This is a genomic window from Marisediminicola sp. UYEF4 (genome assembly GCF_040546025.1).
Lineage (GTDB): Bacteria > Actinomycetota > Actinomycetes > Actinomycetales > Microbacteriaceae > Marisediminicola.
Window position 1 is genome coordinate 51651 of record NZ_JBEPNA010000010.1, and the last position, 23268, is coordinate 74918.

Sequence of the window (23268 nt, forward strand, 5' to 3'; positions counted from 1 at the left end):
GGTCGGACCGCCCGCCGGCGCACCTCCACGGGCGGCATGCCCAGGTTCCCCGCCCCGCCGATGCCCGCCGGGGCGGCGACTGACCGGTTGGTCGGCACGAAACTGGCAAGACGCTGGCAAGCCCCATTCGTGTCGACGCCCGCGCGGATCCGATGGCGCTAGGTTGAGAATCTATGAGCCTTCCATTCGCTGTCTCGGAGCCCGTCGCCACCGCACTCGCTGAGGGACGCCCCGTCGTGGCGCTCGAGTCGACGATCATCTCGCACGGGCTCCCGCGGCCCCGCAATCATGAGGCGGCGCTCGAGTTCGAGCGGATGCTGTCAGGCGCGGGCGTCACCCCCGCCACGATCGCCGTGCTCGACGGTGTGCCCCGCATCGGGCTGGATGCCGAGGGCGTGCGCCGGATCGCGGAGGACGACCTCGCGAAGGCGAGCGTGCGCGACCTGCCCATCCTCGCCGCGAACGGTGCATCGGGCGCCACGACCGTCGCGGCCACGGCGCACCTGGCGGCGCTCGCCGGAATCCGCGTCTTCGCCACGGGCGGACTCGGCGGTGTGCACCGCGGCGCATCCGACACGTTCGACGAGTCCGCCGACCTCGGCACCCTGGCGCGCACCCCCGTCACCGTGGTGAGCGCAGGGGTCAAGTCGGTGCTCGACATCGCCGCGACCCTCGAGCGGCTCGAGACCCTCAGCGTGCCCGTCGTGGGCTATCGCACGACGACGTTTCCGAGCTTCTGGCTCAGCGAGTCGCCGTACAGCCTTGACTGGTCGGTCGAGGATGCAGGGCAGGTCGCGGCGATCATGCGCAGCCAGGACGCCCTCGGCCACGGGCAGGGCATCGTCGTGGCCAACCCCATCCCGCGCGAGCAGCAGTGGGACCCGGCCGAGCACGACCGGGTACTCGAACTCGCCTTCGCCGCCGCCGCCGAGGCGGGAGTGACGGGCAAGGCCGTCACTCCGTTCCTTCTCGGATTCATCGTCGACGCGTCGGGCGGCCGCAGCCTCGAGGTGAACCTCGACCTCGCGCGAAACAACGTGCGTCTCGCGGGAGAGATCGCGCTCGCCTTTTCCGCCCGTGGACGCGATGTCGGCGCCTGACCCGGCCAGCGCAGGGCTGCCCGGCCGCATCGTCGTGTTCGGCGATGTCATCGATGACATCGTCGTGGTCCCACAGGAGCCGGTCCGGCCGGACACCGATACGTCGTCGTCGATCCGGCACCGTGCCGGGGGGTCGGCGGCGAACGTCGCGGCCTGGCTCGGATCGCTCGGTGCGCCCGTCGACCTGGTCGGCATGGTCGGCGTGGACGACGTCGACCGGCACACGGCGGGGCTCGCGGCGTTCGGCGTGCGCGCGCTCATCGACGGGCATCCGGAGCTGCCGACCGGCACGATCGTCGTGATCGTCGATGGCGAACGCCGCACCATGCTGACCGAGCGCGGGGCCAATTCGCTGCTCGACCCGCGCCGCGTCACCGACGAGCTCCTCGACGACGCCGTCGTGCTTCACCTGACCGGCTACAGCATGGTCGACGCGCCCGACGCTGCCGCGCTCGAGGATCTGGTGCGCCGCGCCACCCTGCGCGGGGTGGCCGTCTCGGTCGACCCCGCCTCCGCGGGCTACATCGTCGATTTCGGCGTGCCGCGATTCCTCGACGCGATGTCCGGCGCGACGCTCGTGTTCCCCAACCTCGACGAGGGCCGCGCGCTCACCGGTGAGAGCGACCCGCTGGAGGTCGCCGCATCCCTCGGCCGGAGATTCCGCGTTGTCGCCCTCACGCTCGGCCCAGACGGTGCCATCGTTGTGCAGGACGGCGGCGCTCCGGTCTGCATCCCCGCGGTACGCTCCCGCATCCTCGATCCCACCGGGGCCGGCGACGCGTTCTGCGCCGGGTTCCTCGCGGCGTGGGCGATGGTGCCGGATGCCGTCGCGGCGGCGACCGCGGGCGTGCAGGTCGCCGAGCGAGCGGTGACCTCCATCGGAGGCCGCCCGCGTGCTCAGGTGCGCTGAGGGCAAATCGCTGCGCGCTACTTCTTTTCGGCGCGCCGGAGCTTGTCGGTAAGGATCTGGAGTTGGAGCAGCTCCTCGTCGGTGAGCGCCGCCCCGACCCGGTCGGAGATCGACTTCATGTGGGTCACGGCGACCCGGCGGAAGAGGTCGAAGCCGGCCGGCGTCATCTCGACGATGATCCCGCGCGCGTCGCTCGGGTCGCTCGACTTGGTCACGAGGGCCCGCGCGGCCAGACGGTCGATCAACCGGCTCACGCTCGGCTGGGTCAGTAGGAGGTACTTGTTGAGCTCCTTGATGCGCAGCCTCCACCCGGGGTGTTGCGAGAGGTTGAACAGCACGTCGTACTCGTTGAGTGACAGCTCGCTCGTCGGAAACTCGGCGTTGAGGTGCCGCATGACCGAGACCTGGGCGCGAAACAGCGATTCCCACGCGGATACCGCGACGCGCTTGTCGCTCATGGCCGGCTCATTCTCACGAACCCCACTCTACGGACATCCGTGGCAGCTCATAGCGGCTGTCGTCACACGATGCAGGTTTCGCAGAATTGCCCGCTAAGGGGTGCGTTAAACAGGATTGAGGGTCGGTCTCAGAGGCGAGAAACCGACCCTCTCCCTTGCACCAAGAGTGTCCTGCAATCACATTCCGCTTCAGTTGCCACAGCAAACAACTTCCGCTCTATGAATGTATAACAGGTCGGTAACGAGCGCCAGTTATCCAAACGTTATTTTTTGGATTTTTTCTGCTGGCCCACAGAAACGGCCTCGATCGAGAACAGCGTCGTCGTGCCCGAGACCTCGTTGCCGACGGCGAGCATCGGCTGACCGGTCGCAGATTCCTTGGCTGTGATGAACGCCAGCCCCTCGGGTCCGAGGTCGCCGGCGGCCGTCAGCGCGGCGCCCTGGTCGTCGGCATCCGCGACGGAAACGGAGAAGTCTCGGTTGTTGATGTAGGTCACGAAGCGGCTCTCGGCGGGAGCGGTAATGTCATAGACGACGATTCCGCCCACCCGCTCGAGGCCGATGAACGCGTAGGTGTGCCCGCGGACCTTGCCGATCGCGAGGTTCTCCGGTTCCGGTCCCTTGTCGTCGCTGCGGCCCTCGAGGTTCGACTCGGAGTGGTTGGAGTTGAAGAAGGCCGGCTGCGCGGCGGCGGTGATCTCTTCGAGCGCGTCGCCGGAGTCGAACACCTGATCGCCGTCGGGCGTCCAAATCGAGAAGGACCTGGCGCCGAAGGCGTACAGCTCCTCGTAGCAGCCCAGCACCGCGTTGAAGCCGTTCTCGGTCGTCACGTTGAGGCGGCCGAGGTCTGCGTCTCCGGTTAAGGCGGCGAGGGGGCTCGACGCGCACACCTCGAGATCCCCGGCCCGCGCGCCCTCCTCGTAGTCGCCCCACTCGCGGGCGTCGCCCTCGTTGGCCGTGACCAGGTAGTCCCGTCCGCGCGTCGTGTAGGCGGTGATTCCGTCGGGCATGTACATGCCGAACAGGCCTGGGAAGGTGCGGATGTCGACCTCAGGCGCGCCGCGCGGGTCCCGGTCGGACGGATCGAGGCCGGCCCCAGCGACACCATGGTCCTTGAATCCGAACGACCGGATGTCGGTGACCTCGGCGTCGGGCAGGTTGACCTCGGCGACGGCGTTCGCTTCCTGCAACACGACGTAGGCGGTCGACTTGATCACTGTGACGTATTCGGGCTCCAGCGACCGGGAGACCGGATTCGTGTCGCCGGCGATGCCCGCGAACACGCGCACCCGCTCGTCGAGAACGCGGCTGCCGCCCTGCTCGAACTCGGTGAACCCGGCGGCGCGAACGGCAGACTGGCCGGGTGCCGTGCGCGTCGTCGGCAGTGTGACGATGCTGACGGAGCCCTCCGGATCGATCGTGTAGTCGTCATTCGGTTCGCCCTCGTTGGCGACGACGGCGAAGCGTCCGTCGGGAGAGAAGGTGACCATGTCGGGGAGCGCGCCGACCGTGACCGCGCCGAGAGCGGCATCCGCCTCGTCCGCGGCCGCATCGAAAAACGCGAGAGTTCCGTTGTCGGTCTTCGTGGGCGCCTCGAGGGCAATAGCCCCCAGCCCGTCGGCACGCACGGCGACGGAGTTGGCGACGCCGTCGTTCGCGAGGCTGAACAGCTTGAGGGGCTCCGCGGGGTTGGAGACGTCGAGCACATCGACCGTTCCCGCGAGGGCGTTCACGACGAAGAGCCGGTCGCCGAAGTACGCGACAATCTCGGCCGCCGACTCGTCGAAGACGCCGGTCTCGTAGCTCCCGATCGGCGAGAGGGTCAGCGCGGCGTCGTCAGCCGAGAGGACGACCGGGGCGGTGACCGGCTCGGCGTTCGCGGCGGGTGCGGACAGCCCCAGCAGGGCGAGAGCGAGGGCAGTGGCGAGGGGTGCGGCGCCGATTCTGGGCATGGTGTCTCCGATACGGGGGGCGAGCAGGGAAGCCCCTGTTTATCGACCGCCCGTGGCGACGAGGTGAACGGTGGGTGACCAGAAATCGATGCGGTGGGCAGCGCCGGAGGCCTAGAAGAAGTCGGGGCTCGGCGTGGAGGCGTAGCGAATCGACACGTCGGCGTGCCGGTCGAAGCGGTAGCCGACACCGCGCACCGTTCGCACGACGTCCTCATAGGCGCCCAGCTTGGAGCGCAGGCGCCGCACGTGCACGTCGATCGTGCGCTCGTTGGGGGCGTCCTCGTCGTCGCCGTCGGACCAGAGCGCGGAGATGAGCTCCGCGCGCTCGATCGTGCGCCCCTCACGCAGCACGAGGTACTGCAGCAGCTCGAACTCCTTATAGGTGACACCGGCGGTCTCCTCATCGAGCACCAGGCGCTTGCGCGACAGGTCGATGACGACGCCGGCGCGCTTCTCCGGCTCCGGCTCGGGGGCCTGGCGGTGCTTCGCGAGCGCCGACGGGTCCTGCAGGGCGAGACGCACGACGTCCACGTCGCGCCCGCCGGCGCCGGCAGGGGCCAGTGCCACGGCGGCGTAGGTCTCCGCGGTGGGAACGAGCTGCGCGGTGAGCTTCTTGAGCTGTTCGACTATGGCGCCGAGATCGGTGCCGGCCGCGGCGGCCTTCGCGTCGTCGATGCCGACGTAGAGCACGAAGCCGCGCGGCTCGGTGCCGGCCGGCACGGCGCGAAGGTGGCGCGTGGGAGCCGGTTCGGTAGTCTCGGCGGCCGGGGTTGTGTGGGAGCGGGTCAGGTTTGCGGGTGCGAGTGACATCGTTAACGGATCCTTGAGGGGTGTGAAGGGCCTCTGATGACGAGGGTGTGATCCTTCGGGGAAGTGCGGGTCGTGCAGTGCGGGTCGCATCCGTTATGAAGGAGGCGGCCCGGGGAGCTCACTCGTCGAGAAGAGATTCGACGACGGTGCGGCTCGGCAAGGATTTGGCCGTTAGGCGCACATTCGACAACACATCACGCCAGCGGTCCCACGAGCCTCAAAGGAGGTCAGGGCGTGCAGGCGAATGGTCATAGTGCAAGTGTCTTGCACGAGGGCGTGTCGTGTCAAGTTGCCGGTTCCGCTCCGTTGCGCGGCCACGGGGCGTCGATGGTCGCACCGAGGGACTCGGCGATCTGCATCGCGAGCTGCCCATCGACGCGCGTGCGCCGCCAGTCGAGGCCGGCGAGCTGCACCCCGGACAGGTCGGCGCCCGTGAACACCGCGCCGTCGATCGAGGCGCCGCGGAGGGTGGCCTTCACGAGGTTCGCCCCGCGGAAGGTCGCTTTGTCGAAGCGCGTCGTGTCGTGCACCGAGGCGTGAAAGGCGGCGCCGAGGAACTCGCACCGGTCGAAGACGGCGCCCGACGTTGTGGCCTCGGTCAGGTCACAGTCGGTGAACACGCACGCCTCGAACCGCACCGCACCGCGCCGAGCTCGCGGCCGTGCCAGTCCTCGCCGGTGAAGCGCTGGCCGCTAGACGGTGCCATAGAGCCGGTCGCCCGCGTCGCCGAGGCCGGGCACAATGTACCCGTGCTCGTTGAGGCGTTCGTCGAGGGACCCGAGCACGATGGTGACCTCGCGACCCTCGGTCGCCTTCTCGACGGCGGCGAGGCCCTCCGGCGCGCCGAGCAGGCACACCGCGGTGACGTCGACGGCACCGCGCGCGAACAGGTACTCGATCGCGGCGATGAGCGACCCGCCGGTCGCGAGCATCGGGTCGAGCACGAAGCACTGGCGGTTCGAGAGGTCGTCGGGCAGGCGCTCGGCGTAGATGTCGGGCTGGAGCGTCTCCTCATTGCGGACCATGCCGAGAAAGCCGACCTCGGCGGTGGGGACGAGCTTGACCATGCCCTCGAGCATCCCGAGTCCGGCGCGGAGGATCGGCACGACGAGTGGACGCGGCAGGGCGATCGCGACGCCCTGCGTCTCGGCCACCGGGGTCTGCACGGTCACCGTCTCGACGCGCACGTTGCGTGTCGCCTCGTAGGCGAGAAGTGTCACGAGTTCCTCGGTGAGCGCGCGGAACGTCGGCGACGAGGTCGTTTTGTCGCGGAGCACCGTCAACTTGTGGGTGATGAGCGGATGGTCGGCAACATGTACTCGCATAGGCTCAATCTATCGGAGGGGCGCGGGATGAATGGATACAACGGCTGGATGCGCGAGGCCATCGCCGACGCCCGCCTCGCGCTCGACACGGGGGATGTGCCCGTCGCCGCGTTCGTCATCGCCGCCGACGGCACTGTGCTCGGCCGCGGTCGCAACGAGCGGGAGCTCCACCACGACCCCACCGCGCACGCCGAGATCGTCGCGATCCGCGAGGCGGCGCGCGCGACGGGCGACTGGCACCTTACCGATGCGACCCTCGTCGTCACCCTCGAACCCTGCATCATGTGCGCCGGGGCGATCCTCTCCGCGCGCATCCCCCGCGTCGTCTTCGGCGCCTGGGACGAGAAGGCGGGGGCGGTCGGCAGCGTCTACGACCTGCTGCGCGATCGGCGGCTCAACCACCGGGTCGAGGTCGTAGCGGGTGTACTTGCAGAGGAGTGCGGCACCCTGCTGCTCGACTTCTTCCAGTCGCGCCGCTGACCTGCGCATCCGCTACAGGGTGTCGAGCCACTCCCCGAGCATCGCGAGTGCCGCGCGCTCCATCTGCTCGGCGTAACGGTCGCGCTGCTCGAGCAGCTCCGCGGCGTCGATGCCGTGCTTCTCGAGCTCGGCGGTGCCCTGCGCGATCCACTCCTCGTACATCGTGCCGGTGAGCTCGGGGTGGAATTGCACGGCAAGGGCGTAGTCACCGAGACGGAAGGCCTCGTTGCTGTAGTCGGCCGAGCTCGCCAGCCGGGTCGCGCCGGCGGGGAGCCGGAAACTGTCGCCGTGCCACTGCATGACCGGCACACCCGCGAAGTGCCGAAGTGGAGAATCGCGCCCCGCCTCGGTGAGGTTCACTTCGCGGAAGCCGATGACCGTCGACTTGCCCTTGCTCGCGCGACCGCCGAGCGCGTGCGCGATCAATTGGGCGCCGAGACAGAGTCCGAGGGTCGGCTTTTCGTTCTCGAGACGCTTCGCCAGGAGCTCGAGCTCGTCGACGAGATAGCCGTACTCATCGGTCTGGTACGCGCCCATGTCGCCACCCAGCACCACCACGAGGTCGGCGTCGATCATCTCGACGCTGCCCGGGCCTAGGTCACTCGCGTCGATGGTGGTGATCTCGTAGCCGCGCTCGCGCAGCAGGCCGTCGAAGCTGCCGAGGTGGGCAATGTCGAGGTGGCGGATCACGACGGCGGCCCTGCCGGTTGCGATGGTTCCCATTAGTCGGCCGCCTTAATAACGATCGCGTCGGTCGGTGGATTCTCGGTGGAGTGGTCGACGTAGATGTCGGGTTCGAGATAGATCACGCGCGCTACCGGAACCGCCTCGCGGATCCGCGCCTCGACCGCGTTGATCGACGCGGCGATGTCGGTGAGCCTCGACTGGCTCGCGAGTGCAATCTTCGCGGCGACGAGCAGCTCATCCGGTCCGAGGTACAGGGTCTTCATGTGGATCAGCGCATCGACCTCGGGGTCGGCGTTGATGGCGTCGCGAATTTTCACCGCATCCGCGGCGCTCGCCCCCTCGCCCAGCAGGAGGCTCTTCGTCTCGATGCCGAGAATGATCGCAACCACAATGAGCAGGGCGCCGATTGCGAGGGTGCCGATGGCATCGAAGACGCTGTCATCGCTGATGATCGTCAGCCCGACGCCGGTCAGCGCGAAGACGAGGCCCAGCAGGGCCGCGAGATCCTCGAGCAGCACGACGGGAAGCTCCGGTGCCTTCGAGCGGCGCACGAATTCGACCCAGCTCTGCCTGCCGCGCACGAGGTTCGACTCGCGCACGGCGGTGCGCAGCGAGAACGACTCGAGCACGATCGCGATCACCAGCACGAGGATCGGCAGCCAGGCGTTCTCGAGTGGATGCGGGTTGGCCAGCTTCTCGATCCCCTCGTAGATGGAAAACATCCCGCCGATGCTGAACAGGATGATCGACACCACGAACGCATAGACATAGCGTTCGCGTCCGTAGCCGAACGGATGCTCGGGAGTGGCGGCGCGCTTCGCCCTGACCCCGCCGCGGAGCAGGAGAACCTGGTTGCTCGTGTCGGCGAGGGAGTGCACGCCCTCAGCGAGCATCGCGCTCGACCCGGAGAAGAACCAGGCAATGAACTTGGTGATCGCGATGCCGAGGTTGGCAAACAGTGCCGCGACGATTGCCTTGTTTCCGCCAGATGCGCTCATGGCCCAATCCTAGGATGGGCAGATGGTCAACCTTCCTTCAATCGCAATTCTCGGCACCGGCTCGATGGGCGGGGCGATCCTCAGCGGGCTGCTCGCGCCCGGGGTGACCGTTGACGGCGGCATCCGGGTCACCAACCGATCCGAGCGGAAGGCGGCGGCCCTGCGCTCGCCCTCCGTCACGAGCCTCGCCATCGAGAAGGACCGCGGCGCCAACCTCGCGGCGGTGGCCGGGGCCCGCGTCGTGCTCGTCGCCGTCAAGCCGCACATGGTGCCGGACCTCCTGCGGGAGATCTCAGGTGCGATCGACCCGGGCGCGATCGTCGTGAGCGTCGCGGCCGGAGTGCGGATCGACACGATGCAGGCGATCGTCGATGTGCCGGTGCTCCGTGCAATGCCGAACACGCCCGCGACGGTCGGCCGTGCGGTGACCGGGGTGAGCGCGGGGGACCGCGCATCCGACGCGGATGTCGCGGTCGTGACCGCCCTGTTCGGCACCGTCGGTTCCGTGCTCGAGGTGCCGGAGAGTCGGATCGACGCTCTCAGCGCCATCTCGGGTTCAGGTCCCGCCTACGTGTTCCTGCTCATCGAGGAGCTCGAGCGCACGGCCTTCAAGCTCGGCTTCACCCGGCAGGAGTCTCGACTCATGGTCGAGAACACGTTCCTCGGCGCCTCCGAGCTGCTCGCGGCCTCGGGGGAGACGCCGGCAGAGCTGCGCCGCCGGGTGACGAGCCCCAAGGGCACCACCGAGCGCGCGATCGAGGTTCTCGAGGAGGCCGGGCTCTCCGCGCTGTTCGACAGGGCGACGGATGCCGCGATCAGGCGGGCGGGTGAGCTGGCGGCGTCCTGAGCCGCGCTCAGGCCTGGAGGGCGGCGAACTTCTCGATGTCGACGGAGTTGCCGCTCACGATGATGAGGTCGTGGTTGGAGATGACCGAATCGGGCGTCGCATAGGTGAATTCCTTGCCGGGCGACTTCACCCCGACGACGGTGATGCCGTACTTGCGGCGGACACTCGACTCGGCCAGGCTCACCCCGCGAATCGGCTTGGGCGGGTACATCTTCACGATCGCGAAGTCGTCGTCGAACTCGATGAAGTCGATCATGCGGCCGGAGACGAGGTGCGCGACGCGCTCGCCGGCCTCGGCCTCCGGGTAGATGACGTGGTTCGCGCCGATTCGCGCGAGGATCTTGCCGTGCGACTGGCTGATCGCCTTTGCCCAGATCTGCGGGATCTTGAGGTCGACGAGGTTCGCGGTGATGAGCACGCTCGCCTCGACGGACGAGCCGACCGCGACGACGGCGACCGCGAAGTCCTGCGCGCCGATCTGGCGGAGGGCGTCGATGCTGCGCGCATCCGCCTGAACCGCGTGGGTGACCCGCTCCGACCACTTCTGCACGAGGCCCGCATTCTCGTCGACGGCGAGCACCTCGCGGTCGAGCCGGTCGAGTTGGCCCGCGGTGGCAGCACCGAATCGGCCGAGGCCGATGATCAGCACGGGGGCGTCGTGGGGGATGCGCTCAACCAACGATCGGCCTTTCTTCTGCGCGCCGGAACAACTGCCGGCGAGTACTCGCGGCAAGCGCCGCGGCGAGAGTCACTGTACCAACGCGCCCCATGAACATCGTGATCGCAAGCACGTACTGGGCAGAGTCTGGTGCGTTCTGCGTCAGCCCTGTGCTGAGACCAGAGGTGCCGAACGCGGAGATGACGTCGAAGAGCACGTGGTCGAGCGAGGCGTCGGTGAGCTGCAGCACCAGGATCGTGGACGTGGCGACGGTCGTCGCGCCCCACAGCACGACGCTGACCGAGACCCGCAGCACGTCCGACGGGATGCGGCGGTCGAAGGCCTCCATTGAATCGGTTCCCCTCGCCTCCGCGAAGGCGGCGAGGAAGAGGATCGCGAGGGTCGTGACCTTGATGCCGCCCGCGGTCGAGGCCGAGCCGCCGCCAACGAACATGAGCATGTCGCCGACAAGGAGACTCGCGTTGTTCAGCTCGGCGATATCGAAGGTGGAGAATCCTCCTGACCTAGTCATCATCGACAGGAACGACGATTGCAAGGCCCGCTGACCGAAGTCGAGCGCGCCGAAAGTTCGGGGGTTGTTGAACTCGAGCGCGAAGAAGGCGAGGGTGCCGAGTAAGAACAAGACCACCGTCGTCACGAGGGTGAGCTTCACATGCAGAGACCATCGCTTCGGCTGGCGAAGGTTTCGGGCGAGCACGAAGAAGACCGGAAACCCGACCGCGCCCAGGAACACCGAGATCATGATGATCGAGAGAAACCAGACGTCGGTGGCGTACGGCGCGATACCGCTTGGCACAAGCACAAAGCCCGTATTTGTGAACGACATCACGGCGAACGACGACGACACCCAGAGGGCGTCGAGGAAGTCGTTTGTCTCGGCGAGAACGCGGGGGAAGAGCAGCAGTGCGATGGCGAGCTCGATGATGAGCATGCTGACCGCGACGGTGACGAGGAGCCCGCCGATCTCGCCGAGCCTGACAGCCTGTCCCTCCGCCACCGCCCCGCGCCGGATGCGAAGCGGGTTGCTGTCACCGACCGCCATGAGCTTCGCCCGCAGGCCGAGCCGGCGGGAGATCACCAGGCCGAGGATCGAGGCGAGCGTGAGCACGCCGACCGCGCCGATCTCCACCCCGATGAAGATGACGGCATGACCGAAGGGCGACCAGTAGGTTGCCATGTCGACGGTCACCAGGCCGGTGACGCAAATGGTCGATACAGCGGTGAAGAAGGCGTCGGCGAGGGGGGTGAAGTCGCCGGTCCGGTTGGAGATGGGCAGGCCGAGCAGGAGGGTGAAAACGAGCACCAGTGCGGTGAAGATGATGATCGCGAAGCGCGCAGGGGTCGATGCGGCGAAGTCGTCGATCCAGTCGCGCGCCGTGCCCAGCAACGACCGATGCGACACCGGCTTGGTGGCCATCTGTCTCCCCTCGCAAGATCGGCGGCTGAACATGCTTCAACGACTTCGTCATGGTACTCCCCGCGCGCGGCCCGCTAGCCTGAGCGGATGGCCGACATCTTTGACGTCCTCGCCGACGCGACGCGGCGAGACCTCCTTCAAGTGCTCCTTGACAAGTTTGTGGCCTCCGACGGCGATGTCGGGGAGCTGAGTGTCGGGGAGATGGTCGAGTTGCTCGCGGTCAGCCAACCGACCGTGTCGAAGCATCTCAAGGTGCTGCGCGACAGCCGCCTCGTGCGAGTGCGCGAGGGCGGCCAGCACCGCTACTACAGCCTCGACCCGGCGCCGCTGGAGGCGGTCGAGGACTGGCTCGTCCCATTTCTTGCGTCGCACTTCGAGGCAGCGGCCAATGACGGGGGCATCGCGGTCTTCGCCGCGTGGTCTGGCTCGGGCGTGCCCGGGCCGATTAGGCGGGTCGCGCAGGCACTGCCGAGCGGTGGTGTGGCGGGTGCGTCGATTGGGCGGGCTGCCGCTGGTGCTTCCCACCAGGCACGCTCCGTGGTCGAGGGCGCGACGGCCGGCGTGCGGCAGCGCATTCTCGAGCCGTTCCGGAAGTTGCTCGGCAGGTAGGCTCCGGTCACGCCGGGCTATTGCGCGGCGGTCCCGCGAACCCCTAACGTTACGTTTCAGCACTCCAGTCACAGCAGTCACAGCCGTCACAGTGCACTCGAGCAACACCAAGCACGAATGTGGAGCAAAAAATGGCCGGCGATCTTTCCGGGGTGCGATTTCTCACGGTGGCCGAGGTCGCCGAGATGATGCGCGTCTCGAAAATGACCGTCTACCGCCTCGTGCACTCGGGTGAACTACCCGCCATCCGGTTCGGGCGCTCCTTCCGGGTGCCGGAATCCGCTGTCCAGACCGCCGTCGACACCCCTATCTCTGACGTCGGCTGACCCGGGAACGACTGCTCCCGGCAAAAGGAGTAGACTGCCCCGAGGTAATTTTTCCGCGGTTCTGAACGGACCCGGTGATCCGTTCCAGAATCAGTGAGGTATTTATGGGCTCCGTAATCAAGAAGCGTCGCAAGCGCATGGCGAAGAAGAAGCACCGCAAGCTGCTTCGCAAGACGCGCCACCAGCGCCGCAACAAGAAGTAGCAGGCGATCGGGCGAGCATCTCGCCCACGCCGTCGAAGAACGCCGGACCGTCAGGTCCGGCGTTTTTTATTGCCTCGCGCCGGGCTCGCCTCGCGGCGGACGAGGCGCTGGGCCCGGCGGATGCTCGAGGGTCGAAGTCTGAGCGTCGACCAGCCGTTCGTTCGCGCGTGGCGCGCGAGCAGCGCATCCGGGTTCACGACAACCGGGTTGCCGACGAGTTCGAGCAACGGGATGTCGTTGCGAGAGTCCGAGTAGGCCCAGCAGTCGGCGAGGTTCGAATCGAGGAATTGGGCGAGCGTCGTGGCCGCGTCGACCTTGTGCTCGCCGTGCAGCATCGGCCCGGCAAGGGCGCCCGTGTAGCGGCCGTCGACGCTCTCGAGGCGGGTGCCGAGCGCTCCCGTCAGCCCGAGTCTCGCCGCGATGACCTGGGCAACGACGAGCGGGGTGGCCGTGATGAGCCACACCTCGTGGCCCTTGCGCAGGTGCTCCCGGGTCAACTCCACCGTCTCGGGCCAGAGTCGCCGCGCAATGAAGTCGTCGTAGACCTCCTCGGCGATCTCTTCGAGCTCCCGCTCCGATCTCCCGTTGATGAGATGCAGTGCCCGCTCGCGCACGCCGACCAGGTGCCTCCGGTTCTCGCCGACGGCGACAAAGCTGGCCTGGTGCCAGCCAAATCGCACGAGGTCGCGCAGCCGCAGCATCCCACGCCGCCTGGCTCCCCGCCCGAGGTGGTAGATGCTTGCGCCCCGCAGCAACGTGTTGTCGACGTCGAAGAAGGCGACGACGGGCGTTACGCTCGGGGTGCCTTCTGCCGGGGAGGCGGGGTCGGCGTCGCACATTGCAGTCAATCCTAGGGACAGGGCACACGAACTAGGCTTTGACCGTGCCGCCCATCGTCCTCACCCTGCTGTCAAAGCCGGGGTGTCACCTGTGTGACGACGCCCGCACGGTCGTCGCCGAGGTGGTCGCCGCAGCAGGCGACAAGGTGCGCGCGCCGATCACCGTCGACGAGGTGTCGATTCTCGACGACCCCGACCTGCTCGAGAAGTACTCGGAAGAGATCCCCGTGCTGCTCATCAACGGACGGGTGCACAACATCTGGCGCATCGAGCCGGCCCGGCTCCGCGCCGCCCTACTGGAAGAAGACCCATGCTGAGGCACATCATCACCTGGAAGCTCGCCGCCGAGGACACCGCGGCGAAGCTCGAGAGCTCCTCCACGATCGCCACGGCACTCCAGGGGCTCGTGCCGCTCATCCCGGAAATCCGCAGCCTCACGGTCGCGTCGAATGTCGTCTCGCTCGACACCAACTGGGACCTCGTGCTCGTCGCCGACTACGACGACGAGGAGGCCCTGCGCACCTATATCGACCACCCGGAGCACCAGCGGGTCGTCGGGATCATCCGTCCCCTCGTCGCCCAGCGCGCGGCGGTCGACTTCCTGGTCTGAGGCCAGCCTCGCCGGCCGCCTCGAGCCGTCGTGCGTCGGGGTTCAGTCTTCGGACCGGCGCGCGGCTGACTCGGCCTCGGCGCGCGAGCCGAAGACCGGCTCGTCGAGCACGAACTGCAGCGACTCGTCCGGGTCGATCAACAGCAGGTCGGTCGGCTCCTCCGCCTCGGCGAAGTTCTCTGCGGTAAGAAGCTCGGCGTTCAGGTGCACGGTAATGAGCCCGCTGCCGGTCTCGAGCGACGCGACCTCGAGGGCGGGCACCGGCTTGCCTCCCGCGCGCTTCAGCAGCGCGTCGACGGCGCCGGCGATGCCCTGGCCGCCAGCGAGGAACGCCTTCTCGTCGACCACGGTGTAGTCGTAACGGGTGCGCACCGTGAAAGTCAGCTCGTCGGGCTCATCGTCATCGTCATCGTCGTCGTAGAGGTCGTCGACGGCATGTCCGTATGCCGCCACGGCATCCCACAGGTCGCGGTCGGTGTCTTCGGCGACCTCGTCGTCATCGTTCCCGGACGCGATCTGGTCGACGTGCAGGCGGAGGAGTCGCAGAAGTTCCTCGCCGGCTTGGACGGCGGCGGTGCGGGCGGGGTCATCAGTGGTGTTCATGTCGGTCACGGTACCAGCCGGGGCGCCTCGATCGCGGGCGTGCGCCCGCTCGCTAGGGGGTGAGGCGCGTCGGGCCGCGGAACAGGTACGTTGCCTCTCGCAGGTTCGGGAGCTTCAGCATCAGCATCAGCACGCGGCTGAGGCCCATGCCGAATCCACCGTGCGGCGGCACTCCGTAGCGGAAGAAGTCGAGGTAGAAGTCGAGCTCCTCCGGGTCGAGGCCCTTCTCCTTCGCCTGCTCGATGAGCACGTCGATGCGGTGCTCGCGCTGCGCGCCCGTCGAGATCTCGACGCCGTTGAAGATGAGGTCGTAGCTGTTGGTGACCCCGCCGTCGTCCGCGTTGCGCATGTGGTAGAACGGCCGGATGCTGGAAGCATAGTCGGTCAGGAACACGAACTCGTGCCCGTAGGTCTCCTTGACGTATGCCGCGATCTGGCGCTCGCCCTCGGGGTCCATGTCGTCATCCTGGCGCGGCACCTCATAACCGCGCTCGGCGACGATGCGCTTGGCCTCGGCGAGCGGGATGCGCGGGAACGGGGTCGTGGGAACCGTGACCTCGAAGCCGTAGAGTGCCTCGATTTCAGCGCCGTGCTTCTCCTTCACCGCGGTGAAGCCGGCGACCATGAGCTCTTCGTGCATCGTCATCACGGTCTCGTGGCTGTCGATCCAACTGATCTCTGCGTCGACGCTCGTGAACTCCGTCGCGTGGCGGCTCGTGAACGACGGGTCGGCGCGGAATGCCGGGCCGATCTCGAATATCTTGCCGAAGCCGGCCGGCTGCGCCATCTGCTTGAAGAACTGGGGGCTCTGCGCGAGGTAGGCCTTCGTCTCGAAATACTCGACCTCGAAGAGCTCGGCGCGGGACTCGCTCGCGCTCGCCATCAGCTTGGGCGTGTGCAGCTCGACGAAATCGTTGTCGATCCAGTAGCACCGCAGCGCGTGCTCGAACGTGGTCTGGATCTTGAAGATCAGCGAGTTCTTCGGCACCCGGAGGTCGAGGAAACGCCAGTCCATGCGCTTGTCGACGCCGGAGTCGTCCGCGATCGGGGTCTCGGCGATGGCATGGGCGGCGATCTCGAGGCCGTCGAGCTTGATCTCGACGCCGCCGAGCTTGACGCGCTCGTCGTGCTTGAGGCCGCCCGTCGCGGTGAGGAACGTGCCCTGGCTCAGCGCGGAAATCTCCTCGGCGATGGCGTCCTCTGCCGGCGTGCCGTCATCGTTGAAGATCCGCGGGTGAACGAGCTGAACGGCGCCGGACTCGTCGCGCAGAACGACGAACTGCACCTTCTTCTGGTCGCGCACCGTCTCCACCCACCCCGAGACCGAGACGGGTCCGTCGACGGAGGAAACAAGCTTCTTGATCAGGGTGCGTTGGGTCACGAGCAACTACTTTACTTGCCGGTGACTCGCGCCCAGGTTTCACTGAGGACCCGGCGGTGCCGCTCTCGGCAATCTGGCAGTCACACGAAACGTAGACTAGGTGCCGTGGCAGCCTCTCTCATCCATCTCGTCCGCCATGGCGAGGTGCACAACCCCGAGGGGGTGCTCTACGGCCGCATCCCCGGGTTCCACCTCTCCGAGCTCGGCGTCGCAATGGCCACCGCGGCCGCCCACCACCTCGTCGGCCGCCCGGTCACCGCCCTTTTCTCGAGCCCGCTGCAGCGCGCGCAGGAGTCGGCCGCGCCCTGGGCAGACACCTTCAACCGCGACATCACGACCGAGGACCGCCTGATCGAGCCGCACAACAAGTTCGAGGGCGGGGCGCTCGAGTTTGGTCCGTCGCTGCTGCTGCACCCGCGAACCTGGCCGTGGATCTACGACCCGTTCCGTCCCAGCTGGGGCGAACCGTTCGCCGAGGTCGCGGCGCGCATGATCGACGCGATGGATGCCGCCTGGGACGCCACCGACGGCGAGGCCGTCATGGTCAGCCATCAGATGCCGATCGTCATGGCTCAGCGGGCCGTCGCGGGCAAGCGCCTCTGGCACGACCCGCGGGGGCGCCGCTGCAGCCTGTCCAGCGTCACGACGTTCGCTCGCATCGACGATCCGGCTCCGGGCGCTCCCCGGTACCGGGAAGTCGACTATCAGGAGCCCGCCGCGGCGCTGCTCGTGCGCGCGGTCGACAAGGGAGCCGTATGAGCCGGCGGATGCTGCTCGCCGCCACCGTCGTCGCCGTGGCCGCACTGCTCGGCGGATGCGCAAGCGACCCGCTCGCCGAGGACTATCTCGATGGCGGCAACAGCAACTACATTTCCGGGGACGGGATCCTCGAAGTGCCCGAAAGTGAGCGCGCTGAGCCGATCTCCTTCACCGGTGAGACGGACACCGGGGAGACGCTGTCGCGGGAGGACTACGAGGGCGAGGTCCTCGTCGTGAATTTCTGGTACGCGGCGTGCGCGCCCTGCCGTGCCGAAGCTCCCGACCTGGAGGCGGTGTACCAGAAGTGGAAGGGTGACGGGGCATCATTCGTCGGCGTGAACATCTATGACGGGGCCGATACCTCGCAGGCCTTCGCTCGCAAGTTCGATGTGGGGTACCCGTCTGTTCTCGATGCCGAGTCCGGTGCGGTACGGCTCGCCTTTGCGGGGGACATTTCCCCGAACGCGGTGCCCACGACGTTCGTTCTCGACAAACAGGGACGGATCGCCGCGCGCATCCTCGGCCAACTGCAGGAACGCTCGATCCTCGACACGCTCATCCGCGACGTGATGGCCGAGGGCAGCTGAGTGGGCGACCCGCTGAGGCAGATCGTGGAGAGCGGGAGCATGCTCATCGCGCTTCCGATCGCGATGCTCGCCGGCCTCGTCTCGTTCGCGTCGCCCTGCGTGCTCCCGCTGGTTCCCGGATACCTGGGCTACATCGGCGGGTTCTCCGGCACGAACGACCGCTCGGACCGGGGTCGCCTGATGCTCGGGGTGGCGCTGTTCATTCTCGGCTTCACCGTCATCTTCGTCGGTTTCACCCTCGCCTTCTCGATCGCGGGACTGATGCTGATCCCATGGCTGGGCCTGATCACCCGCATCGTCGGGGTCGGGGTCATCATCATGGGGCTCGTGTTCATCGGGCAATTCTCGTTCCTGCAGCGTTCAATCAAGCCGAAGTGGAAGGTTGCGACCGGGCTCGGCGGCGCACCCCTCCTCGGCGTGGTCTTCGGCCTGGGCTGGGCGCCGTGTATCGGGCCGACCCTGAGTGTGGTCATCGGGCTGAGCCTGGACAGCGGCTCGGTCTGGCGGGGCGCCGCGCTCGGCCTCGCCTACAGCCTCGGTCTCGGGGTGCCGTTCGTGCTCGTTGCGCTGGGGTTCAACTGGGTCACCGGATCTGTCGACTGGCTGAAACGCAACATCCGCGTCGTGAATATCGCAGGAGGGGCCCTGCTGATCCTCGTCGGCGTGCTGATGGTGTCCGGAATTTGGCAGATGCTGATGTCGCGCCTCGGGTCGGTGATCAACGGATTTGTCCCGGCCATCTGATCACTTCGACTCTCCGGTCCTCCCCCCGCCCGATCGGGACGGGCCGGACGCGATCAGCCAACCGCGGCTGACCCTCGCCGGCTATGCCAGGTACTTCTGGCGGCAACTCACCAGCATGCGAACGGCGCTGTTCCTGCTCCTCCTGCTTGCCGTGGCGGCGGTCCCCGGATCGCTTGTTCCCCAGCGGATTTCCAACCCGAACGGGGTTCTGCAGTACTTCGACAACAACCCCGAACTGGCCCCCGTGCTCGATTCGATCCAGGCCTTCGACGTCTACTCCTCCCCGTGGTTCTCCGCCATCTACCTGCTGCTCTTCGTCTCGCTGATCGGCTGTGTTATCCCCCGCACCATCCACCACATCCGTGCCCTGCGCAGCCAGCCGCCCAAGACCCCGGCCAGGCTCGAGCGCCTCGAGGGCTTCATCACCAGCGAGGCGCCCGCGGGCGGCACGACATCGACTGCCGCGATCGAGACCGCCCGGGATATCCTGAAGAAGTCCGGCTATCGGGTGCGCCTGTTCACCGGTATGCGCGGGGACCTGTCCGTGAGCGCCGAACGCGGATACCTCAGGGAGACGGGCAACCTCGTCTTCCATACCGCGCTCATCGGGGTGCTGCTGTCCGTCGGAATCGGTGGGAGCCTCGCATACGGTGGACAGAAGGTGATCATCGAGGGCAACTCCTTCGCCAACGTGCTTCTGTCCTATGAATCGTTCCTTCCCGGCCGGTTGTTCAACGAGGGCATGCTGACGCCGTACCGGCTGAGCCTCGACAATCTTGCGGTGACCTACGAGACGGAGAACCGCAATGCCTACGGGTTCCCCATCGACTACACGGCGAGCGTGACCAAGTACCTCCCGCAGCCCGACGGAACCGAGCGTGTCGAGCAGGACATCGTCAAAGTGAACCAGCCGCTGAGCATCGGGAACGGCACTGTGTACCTCCTCGGCAACGGTTATGCGCCGAAGATCACGGTGCGAGACGGCGACGGGAACGTCGCATTCAGCGATGCGGTGCCGTTCCTTCCGCAGGACGCCAACCTGACCTCGCTCGGCGTGATCAAGGTCACTGATTCCCTTCCCGAGCAGATCGGGATGATCGGGTTCCTCTACCCGACGGCGGCGCCGCTGCAGACCGGGGCGTTGACGTCGAACTTCGCGGACCTGATAAACCCGGTGCTGAGTTTGCAGGTCTATACCGGCGACCTCGGGGTCGATGACGGCGTGCCTCGTTCGGTGTACTCGCTGAACACCGACGCCATGACGGAAGTCGCCGGACGCAACGCCGACACGCCATCGATCCAGCTGGTGCCAGGCGAGACGGTGGATCTGCCGGGAAACATCGGATCCGTGACTTTCGAGAATGTCGACCCGGGGGCCGCTGCCGGTGACCTGTCGAACTCCGTTCCCCGCTTCGTCAGTTTCGACATCAGGAGCGACCCGAGCAAACTCTGGGTGCTGGTGTTTGCGATTCTCGTTCTGGCGGGATTGATGACCTCCCTGTTCATTCCGCGGCGCAGGGTCTGGGTGAAGGCGAGTGACGTGGAGGGCGGCGGAGTGCGGCTCGAATATGCGGGACTGGCCCGCGGCGAGGACCCCGGACTCGAGCGGGCGGTAGGGGACATTGCCGAGAGGCATTCCCAGCGGTTGGGCCTTAGGGTGAAAGAGTGACTGACACCCTTGTCTCCTTGTCGTTGATCGCGCTGTGGTCGGCGATCGCGATCTACACTCTCGCGTTCATCATGTTCACCCTCGATTTCGCCAAGCGTTCGGCTTGGGCTCAGATGGCGGCTGCGCCGGCGAAAGTGGGCAGCAGGGCATCCGGACCGGCAGGGACGACCCTGACGGTCGATCAGGTCGACACGACCGGGGGTCAGCCCCCCAAGTTCGCGTTCGAGCGAATCGGATTCGCGGTGACGGTGCTCGGCTGGCTCGTGCACGTCGGCGCGGTAGCACTGCGGGGATTCGCCCAGGGGTACGTCCCCTGGTCGAACATGTTCGAGTTTTCGCTCACCGCGACCGCCATCATCGTTGGCGTGTTCATCGCCGTGCAGCTGTGGCAGAACCTTCGCTTCCTCGGCGCCTACATCACCGGCTTCGCGATAATCGCGCTCGGTCTCGCCACGGTGAACTTCTATGTCGAGGTCAAGCCGATCCCGCCGGCACTGCAGTCAGCATGGCTTGTCGTGCACGTCTTCGTGGCGGTTCTCGGCACGTCGTTCTTCGCTCTGGGGGCGGGCCTGTCCCTCATGCAGCTGCTACAGAACCGACGCGACGCGGCGAAGATCAGAGGGATGAAGTTCCTGCAGACGCTGCCGACGGCCGACGTGCTCGAGAACCTCGCCTATCGCGTCATTGTCGTCGGCTTCGTGTTCTGGACCTTTACGCTGATGGCCGGCGCGATCTGGGCCGAGCGATCCTGGGGCAGGTACTGGGGGTGGGACACGAAGGAGGTCTGGACCTTCATCATCTGGACCATCTTCGCCGGCTATATTCACGCCCGCGCCACCCGCGGCTGGCGCGGCTCGCGATCCGCCTGGCTGGCGATCATCGGCTTCATCGCCGTGCTGTTCAACTTCACGGTCGTGAACCTCTTCTTCAAGGGGCTGCACTCGTACAGCGGCCTCTAGAGCCCCGCCCCGCCCCGCCCCGCCCCGCCCCGCTTTCATCATTCAGGAGTCGGAGTGCGGGCGGGCTTTCATTATTCAGGATGATGACAGCCCCGATCCCTCGCCCATGGGTAAATGGGTGAGTTGGGCGGGCGGATCTGCGGGTATTCAGGCATTCGTGGGCTGTCAGTCCTGAATAATGAAAGCCCGCCCTCGCCCCATCTCCTGAATAATGAAAGCAGCGCCGCTACGGGCGCCCGGCCAGCACCGCGTGGCAGCGGCCCAGCCGCTCGAGCCACCATGCCGTGCGATCAGTCGAGGCGGCGTAGCGGTCGAGCAGGGCAGCATCCACCTGGACGCGGCGCACCTCGATCGATCCGTCGGCCGGAAGGAGCGGACTCGACGTGACGTCTCCCGCGAGCAGCGCAGCGGTGCCGAGGCCGCAGTCGTATTCCAGCTCGGGAATGCCCGCCGCGAGATAGGCGCCCATCGAGATGCCGACCGACGTGTCCAGGGCGCTCGAGACGACGACCGGCAGCTTCGTCGCGGCGACGATGTCGAGGCTAGCGCGGATGCCGCCGAGCGGCTGGGCCTTGATCACGAGCAGGTCGGCGGCGCCGGCGCGTGCGACCTCCAGCGGATCGCTCGCCTTGCGCACGCTCTCATCCGCAGCGATCGGGATGCCCATGTACTTCACACGTTGCCGGATGTCGGCGAGCTCCTCCACGCTCGCGCACGGCTGCTCGACATACTCCAGGTCGAATCCCGCGAGGGCATGGATGGCGTGCTCGGCCTCGTCGACGTTCCAGCCGCCGTTCGCGTCGATGCGGATGCGCCCCTCGACACCGACGTAATCGCGCGCCGCAGCGACGCGGGCCACGTCGTCGGCGAGCATCTGGCCGAGCTGGGCAACCTTGACCTTGACCGTGCGGCATCCGGGGAAGGTATCGAGCACCCCCGCGACTGCACTGGGTTCGACGGCCGGGAGCGTCGCGTTGACCCGGATGCGACTGCGGAACAGCGCGGGCGCCGCCAGCCAGCCAAAGTCGATCGCCCCGTCGAGCCACGCCGCCGCCTCGGTGTCGTCGTACTCGACGAACGGGGAGAACTCGGTCCACCCCTGCGGCCCCTCGAACAGCAGGGCCTCGCGGCTCGTGATCCCGCGGAACGGCTGGCGGAGCGGAAGGGAGACGGCACGGGCGGAACCCGTCAGGTCTGGCAACGATGGCAGCATGGGATCAGTCTGCCCCCATTAGCGCCCGCATCCGCCCACCGTGCGCCCGCGGGCTCTCGCGAGTCGCCCGTCAGCGCCGCCCCGGGTCGCCCGCGTGCACGGAGTCCGAGGCCCGGGCAACCCCTCGCGCCGACGGATCTCGATAATGCATCATGAAGGGCGGTGCCGTTCGGGCGACATCGAACGCGATGTCGGGACACGCGAGCCGGATGCCGCTCCAGACCAACAAAGGAGTCCGCCATGCCGGTCGTGCCGCTCAAGGAGATTCTCGATTCAGCGGTGGCCGGCAAGTACGGCGTGCCCGCCATCAATGTGGTCAACGATCTCACCCTCGGGTCCGTTCTGGCGGGAGCGGTCGACGCGCGCTCGCCGGTCATCGTGCAGACCTCGGTCAAGACAGTCAGGTCCATCGGCTCGCGCGTGCTCTTCGCGATGTGGGAGGCGATGACGGCGAACATCGAGGTGCCGGTCGCACTCCACCTCGACCATTGCCCCGATCGCGCCGTCATCACGGAATGCCTCGCGGCCGGATGGAACTCCGTGCTCTTCGACGCCTCGCACCTTCCCGTCGAGGAGAATCTACGACAGACGATCGAGGTCGTCGCCGAGGCCCGACAGTACGGGGCTCACGTCGAGGGCGAGATCGAGTCGATCACCGGGGTCGAAGACGGGGTGGGGTCGGACGCCGAGTCGGCCCGGCAGACCCTGGAGGTGTCGCTCGATTTTATCCGCCGGACCGGAGTCGACGTGTTCGCGCCCGCGATCGGCAACGCCCACGGCGTATACCGGCGGGCCCCGGTGCTCGACTTCCAGCGGGTGAGCGACATCGTCGCCGCCGAGCCGATCTCGATCGCGCTGCACGGCGGCAGCGGGATGTCGGATGACCAGTTCCGTGACCTCATCGCGCGCGGCTGCGCAAAGGTGAACATCTCTACCGCGCTCAAGATGACCTACATGCAGTCGACGCTGCGCGAGCTCAGGGCCGCGGAAGCCGCCGACAAGTGGGACCCGCCCACGCTGTTCGACGCTGTGTCGGCCGATGTGCGCGCGTTGACGTCGACGCTCGCGACGACCTTCGGCAGCGCCGGGACCGCCCGCTAGCC

General features: G+C 67.3%; 28 protein-coding genes. 15 read left to right on the plus strand and 13 right to left on the minus strand.

Annotated elements, in window-relative coordinates; translation table 11 throughout:
- Positions 1-173 precede the first annotated feature (173 nt).
- Entirely contained in the window at positions 174-1100 is a 927-nt protein-coding gene (locus ABIB15_RS10305) for a pseudouridine-5'-phosphate glycosidase (protein WP_354477887.1), read from the plus strand.
- Positions 1087-2010 (plus strand): carbohydrate kinase family protein, encoded by a 924-nt coding sequence (locus ABIB15_RS10310; RefSeq protein WP_354478076.1) that lies wholly within the window; start codon positions 1087-1089, stop codon positions 2008-2010. The genes ABIB15_RS10305 and ABIB15_RS10310 overlap by 14 nt, the downstream gene beginning before the upstream one ends.
- Positions 2011-2027: 17 nt before the next feature.
- Here the strand turns inward: ABIB15_RS10310 and ABIB15_RS10315 are convergent, their stop codons facing one another.
- From ABIB15_RS10315 to upp, 5 genes are all read right to left on the minus strand, one after another.
- Positions 2028-2468, minus strand: a complete 441-nt coding sequence (locus ABIB15_RS10315) for a MarR family winged helix-turn-helix transcriptional regulator (protein ID WP_354477890.1) — start codon at positions 2466-2468, stop codon at positions 2028-2030.
- Positions 2469-2731: 263 nt separating this feature from the next.
- Positions 2732-4420 carry a choice-of-anchor I family protein gene (locus tag ABIB15_RS10320; RefSeq protein WP_354477893.1) on the minus strand — a complete coding sequence of 563 codons (1689 nt, stop codon included), beginning with the start codon at positions 4418-4420 and terminating at the stop codon, positions 2732-2734.
- Between the two features lie 111 nt (positions 4421-4531).
- The gene (locus ABIB15_RS10325; RefSeq protein WP_354477896.1) at positions 4532-5230 is read right to left on the minus strand and encodes a winged helix-turn-helix domain-containing protein; all 699 of its coding nucleotides are present in this window, start codon (positions 5228-5230) and stop codon (positions 4532-4534) included.
- 284 nt (positions 5231-5514) lie between these two features.
- Complete coding sequence (locus ABIB15_RS10330) at positions 5515-5850, minus strand: pentapeptide repeat-containing protein (protein ID WP_354477899.1); 336 nt, start codon at positions 5848-5850, stop codon at positions 5515-5517.
- Between the two features lie 72 nt (positions 5851-5922).
- Positions 5923-6555: a uracil phosphoribosyltransferase gene (gene upp, locus ABIB15_RS10335; protein WP_354477902.1), complete on the minus strand. Its 633-nt coding sequence runs from the start codon at positions 6553-6555 to the stop codon at positions 5923-5925.
- Between the two features lie 27 nt (positions 6556-6582).
- Here upp and tadA point away from each other — a divergent pair, with 27 nt between their 5' ends.
- The gene (gene tadA / locus ABIB15_RS10340; protein ID WP_354477904.1) at positions 6583-7035 is read left to right on the plus strand and encodes a tRNA adenosine(34) deaminase TadA; all 453 of its coding nucleotides are present in this window, start codon (positions 6583-6585) and stop codon (positions 7033-7035) included.
- Between the two features lie 12 nt (positions 7036-7047).
- Here the strand turns inward: tadA and ABIB15_RS10345 are convergent, their stop codons facing one another.
- Both ABIB15_RS10345 and ABIB15_RS10350 read right to left on the minus strand, forming a co-directional pair.
- A complete protein-coding gene (locus ABIB15_RS10345) occupies positions 7048-7758 on the minus strand; it encodes a glutamine amidotransferase (protein WP_354477907.1) in 711 nt (236 codons plus the stop codon).
- On the minus strand, positions 7758-8720 hold the full coding sequence (locus tag ABIB15_RS10350) for a cation diffusion facilitator family transporter (protein WP_354477910.1): 963 nt from the start codon (positions 8718-8720) through the stop codon (positions 7758-7760). The genes ABIB15_RS10345 and ABIB15_RS10350 overlap by 1 nt, the downstream gene beginning before the upstream one ends.
- A gap of 22 nt (positions 8721-8742) precedes the next feature.
- Here ABIB15_RS10350 and proC point away from each other — a divergent pair, with 22 nt between their 5' ends.
- A complete protein-coding gene (proC, locus tag ABIB15_RS10355) occupies positions 8743-9567 on the plus strand; it encodes a pyrroline-5-carboxylate reductase (RefSeq protein ID WP_354477913.1) in 825 nt (274 codons plus the stop codon).
- A 7-nt stretch (positions 9568-9574) separates the two neighbouring features.
- Here the strand turns inward: proC and ABIB15_RS10360 are convergent, their stop codons facing one another.
- Entirely contained in the window at positions 9575-10246 is a 672-nt protein-coding gene (locus ABIB15_RS10360) for a potassium channel family protein (protein ID WP_354477916.1), read from the minus strand.
- Complete coding sequence (locus ABIB15_RS10365) at positions 10239-11663, minus strand: TrkH family potassium uptake protein (protein WP_354477919.1); 1425 nt, start codon at positions 11661-11663, stop codon at positions 10239-10241. The genes ABIB15_RS10360 and ABIB15_RS10365 overlap by 8 nt, the downstream gene beginning before the upstream one ends.
- An 87-nt stretch (positions 11664-11750) precedes the next feature.
- On the opposite strand from ABIB15_RS10365, the gene ABIB15_RS10370 reads away from it, so the two are divergent.
- The 3 genes from ABIB15_RS10370 (at position 11751) to ABIB15_RS10380 (ending at position 12801) form a co-directional block, all read left to right on the plus strand.
- Positions 11751-12272 (plus strand): ArsR/SmtB family transcription factor, encoded by a 522-nt coding sequence (locus ABIB15_RS10370; protein WP_354477922.1) that lies wholly within the window; start codon positions 11751-11753, stop codon positions 12270-12272.
- A 131-nt stretch (positions 12273-12403) separates the two neighbouring features.
- Positions 12404-12598: a helix-turn-helix domain-containing protein gene (locus ABIB15_RS10375; protein WP_354477925.1), complete on the plus strand. Its 195-nt coding sequence runs from the start codon at positions 12404-12406 to the stop codon at positions 12596-12598.
- Between the two features lie 104 nt (positions 12599-12702).
- Complete coding sequence (locus ABIB15_RS10380; protein ID WP_003792170.1) at positions 12703-12801, plus strand: 30S ribosomal protein bS22; 99 nt, start codon at positions 12703-12705, stop codon at positions 12799-12801.
- A gap of 50 nt (positions 12802-12851) precedes the next feature.
- Here the strand turns inward: ABIB15_RS10380 and ABIB15_RS10385 are convergent, their stop codons facing one another.
- On the minus strand, positions 12852-13640 hold the full coding sequence (locus tag ABIB15_RS10385) for an HAD family hydrolase (RefSeq protein ID WP_354477928.1): 789 nt from the start codon (positions 13638-13640) through the stop codon (positions 12852-12854).
- Positions 13641-13684: 44 nt separating this feature from the next.
- Between ABIB15_RS10385 and ABIB15_RS10390 the strand changes: the two genes are divergently transcribed.
- Positions 13685-13957: a glutaredoxin family protein gene (locus ABIB15_RS10390; protein ID WP_354477931.1), complete on the plus strand. Its 273-nt coding sequence runs from the start codon at positions 13685-13687 to the stop codon at positions 13955-13957.
- Positions 13951-14250 (plus strand): Dabb family protein, encoded by a 300-nt coding sequence (locus ABIB15_RS10395; RefSeq protein ID WP_354477934.1) that lies wholly within the window; start codon positions 13951-13953, stop codon positions 14248-14250. Before ABIB15_RS10390 ends, ABIB15_RS10395 begins: the two co-directional genes overlap by 7 nt.
- Positions 14251-14292: 42 nt before the next feature.
- Here the strand turns inward: ABIB15_RS10395 and ABIB15_RS10400 are convergent, their stop codons facing one another.
- Together ABIB15_RS10400 and aspS are read right to left on the minus strand one after the other, a co-directional pair.
- Positions 14293-14853 carry a hypothetical protein gene (locus tag ABIB15_RS10400; RefSeq protein ID WP_354477937.1) on the minus strand — a complete coding sequence of 187 codons (561 nt, stop codon included), beginning with the start codon at positions 14851-14853 and terminating at the stop codon, positions 14293-14295.
- Between the two features lie 52 nt (positions 14854-14905).
- Complete coding sequence (gene aspS / locus ABIB15_RS10405; RefSeq protein WP_354477940.1) at positions 14906-16234, minus strand: aspartate--tRNA(Asn) ligase; 1329 nt, start codon at positions 16232-16234, stop codon at positions 14906-14908.
- 105 nt (positions 16235-16339) lie between these two features.
- Between aspS and ABIB15_RS10410 the strand changes: the two genes are divergently transcribed.
- The 5 genes from ABIB15_RS10410 (at position 16340) to ccsB (ending at position 20952) form a co-directional block, all read left to right on the plus strand.
- Complete coding sequence (locus ABIB15_RS10410; protein ID WP_354477943.1) at positions 16340-16993, plus strand: histidine phosphatase family protein; 654 nt, start codon at positions 16340-16342, stop codon at positions 16991-16993.
- Complete coding sequence (locus ABIB15_RS10415) at positions 16990-17580, plus strand: TlpA family protein disulfide reductase (RefSeq protein ID WP_354477946.1); 591 nt, start codon at positions 16990-16992, stop codon at positions 17578-17580. Before ABIB15_RS10410 ends, ABIB15_RS10415 begins: the two co-directional genes overlap by 4 nt.
- Positions 17581-18324, plus strand: coding sequence for a cytochrome c biogenesis CcdA family protein (locus ABIB15_RS10420; RefSeq protein ID WP_354477949.1), 744 nt, complete (start codon positions 17581-17583; stop codon positions 18322-18324). It abuts the gene before it with no gap.
- Between the two features lie 115 nt (positions 18325-18439).
- The gene (resB, locus tag ABIB15_RS10425) at positions 18440-19993 is read left to right on the plus strand and encodes a cytochrome c biogenesis protein ResB (protein WP_354477952.1); all 1554 of its coding nucleotides are present in this window, start codon (positions 18440-18442) and stop codon (positions 19991-19993) included.
- The gene (ccsB, locus tag ABIB15_RS10430) at positions 19990-20952 is read left to right on the plus strand and encodes a c-type cytochrome biogenesis protein CcsB (RefSeq protein ID WP_354477955.1); all 963 of its coding nucleotides are present in this window, start codon (positions 19990-19992) and stop codon (positions 20950-20952) included. The genes resB and ccsB overlap by 4 nt, the downstream gene beginning before the upstream one ends.
- A gap of 226 nt (positions 20953-21178) precedes the next feature.
- Here ccsB and ABIB15_RS10435 read toward each other — a convergent pair whose 3' ends face one another.
- Entirely contained in the window at positions 21179-22165 is a 987-nt protein-coding gene (locus tag ABIB15_RS10435; protein WP_354477958.1) for an o-succinylbenzoate synthase, read from the minus strand.
- 240 nt (positions 22166-22405) lie between these two features.
- On the opposite strand from ABIB15_RS10435, the gene ABIB15_RS10440 reads away from it, so the two are divergent.
- Positions 22406-23266, plus strand: coding sequence for a class II fructose-bisphosphate aldolase (locus ABIB15_RS10440; protein ID WP_354477961.1), 861 nt, complete (start codon positions 22406-22408; stop codon positions 23264-23266).
- Positions 23267-23268: the final 2 nt, after the last annotated feature.

Coding starts and splice junctions, on each gene's coding strand:
- ABIB15_RS10305 (WP_354477887.1), top strand. CDS start 174: ATGAGCCTTCCATTCGCTGTCTCGGAGCCCGTCGCCACCGCACTCGCT.
- ABIB15_RS10310 (WP_354478076.1), top strand. CDS start 1,087: ATGTCGGCGCCTGACCCGGCCAGCGCAGGGCTGCCCGGCCGCATCGTC.
- ABIB15_RS10315 (WP_354477890.1), bottom strand. CDS start 2,468: ATGAGCGACAAGCGCGTCGCGGTATCCGCGTGGGAATCGCTGTTTCGC.
- ABIB15_RS10320 (WP_354477893.1), bottom strand. CDS start 4,420: ATGCCCAGAATCGGCGCCGCACCCCTCGCCACTGCCCTCGCTCTCGCC.
- ABIB15_RS10325 (WP_354477896.1), bottom strand. CDS start 5,230: ATGTCACTCGCACCCGCAAACCTGACCCGCTCCCACACAACCCCGGCC.
- upp (WP_354477902.1), bottom strand. CDS start 6,555: ATGCGAGTACATGTTGCCGACCATCCGCTCATCACCCACAAGTTGACG.
- tadA (WP_354477904.1), top strand. CDS start 6,583: ATGAATGGATACAACGGCTGGATGCGCGAGGCCATCGCCGACGCCCGC.
- ABIB15_RS10345 (WP_354477907.1), bottom strand. CDS start 7,758: ATGGGAACCATCGCAACCGGCAGGGCCGCCGTCGTGATCCGCCACCTC.
- ABIB15_RS10350 (WP_354477910.1), bottom strand. CDS start 8,720: ATGAGCGCATCTGGCGGAAACAAGGCAATCGTCGCGGCACTGTTTGCC.
- proC (WP_354477913.1), top strand. CDS start 8,743: ATGGTCAACCTTCCTTCAATCGCAATTCTCGGCACCGGCTCGATGGGC.
- ABIB15_RS10365 (WP_354477919.1), bottom strand. CDS start 11,663: ATGGCCACCAAGCCGGTGTCGCATCGGTCGTTGCTGGGCACGGCGCGC.
- ABIB15_RS10370 (WP_354477922.1), top strand. CDS start 11,751: ATGGCCGACATCTTTGACGTCCTCGCCGACGCGACGCGGCGAGACCTC.
- ABIB15_RS10375 (WP_354477925.1), top strand. CDS start 12,404: ATGGCCGGCGATCTTTCCGGGGTGCGATTTCTCACGGTGGCCGAGGTC.
- ABIB15_RS10380 (WP_003792170.1), top strand. CDS start 12,703: ATGGGCTCCGTAATCAAGAAGCGTCGCAAGCGCATGGCGAAGAAGAAG.
- ABIB15_RS10385 (WP_354477928.1), bottom strand. CDS start 13,640: ATGTGCGACGCCGACCCCGCCTCCCCGGCAGAAGGCACCCCGAGCGTA.
- ABIB15_RS10395 (WP_354477934.1), top strand. CDS start 13,951: ATGCTGAGGCACATCATCACCTGGAAGCTCGCCGCCGAGGACACCGCG.
- ABIB15_RS10400 (WP_354477937.1), bottom strand. CDS start 14,853: ATGAACACCACTGATGACCCCGCCCGCACCGCCGCCGTCCAAGCCGGC.
- ABIB15_RS10415 (WP_354477946.1), top strand. CDS start 16,990: ATGAGCCGGCGGATGCTGCTCGCCGCCACCGTCGTCGCCGTGGCCGCA.
- resB (WP_354477952.1), top strand. CDS start 18,440: ATGCGAACGGCGCTGTTCCTGCTCCTCCTGCTTGCCGTGGCGGCGGTC.
- ABIB15_RS10435 (WP_354477958.1), bottom strand. CDS start 22,165: ATGCTGCCATCGTTGCCAGACCTGACGGGTTCCGCCCGTGCCGTCTCC.
- ABIB15_RS10440 (WP_354477961.1), top strand. CDS start 22,406: ATGCCGGTCGTGCCGCTCAAGGAGATTCTCGATTCAGCGGTGGCCGGC.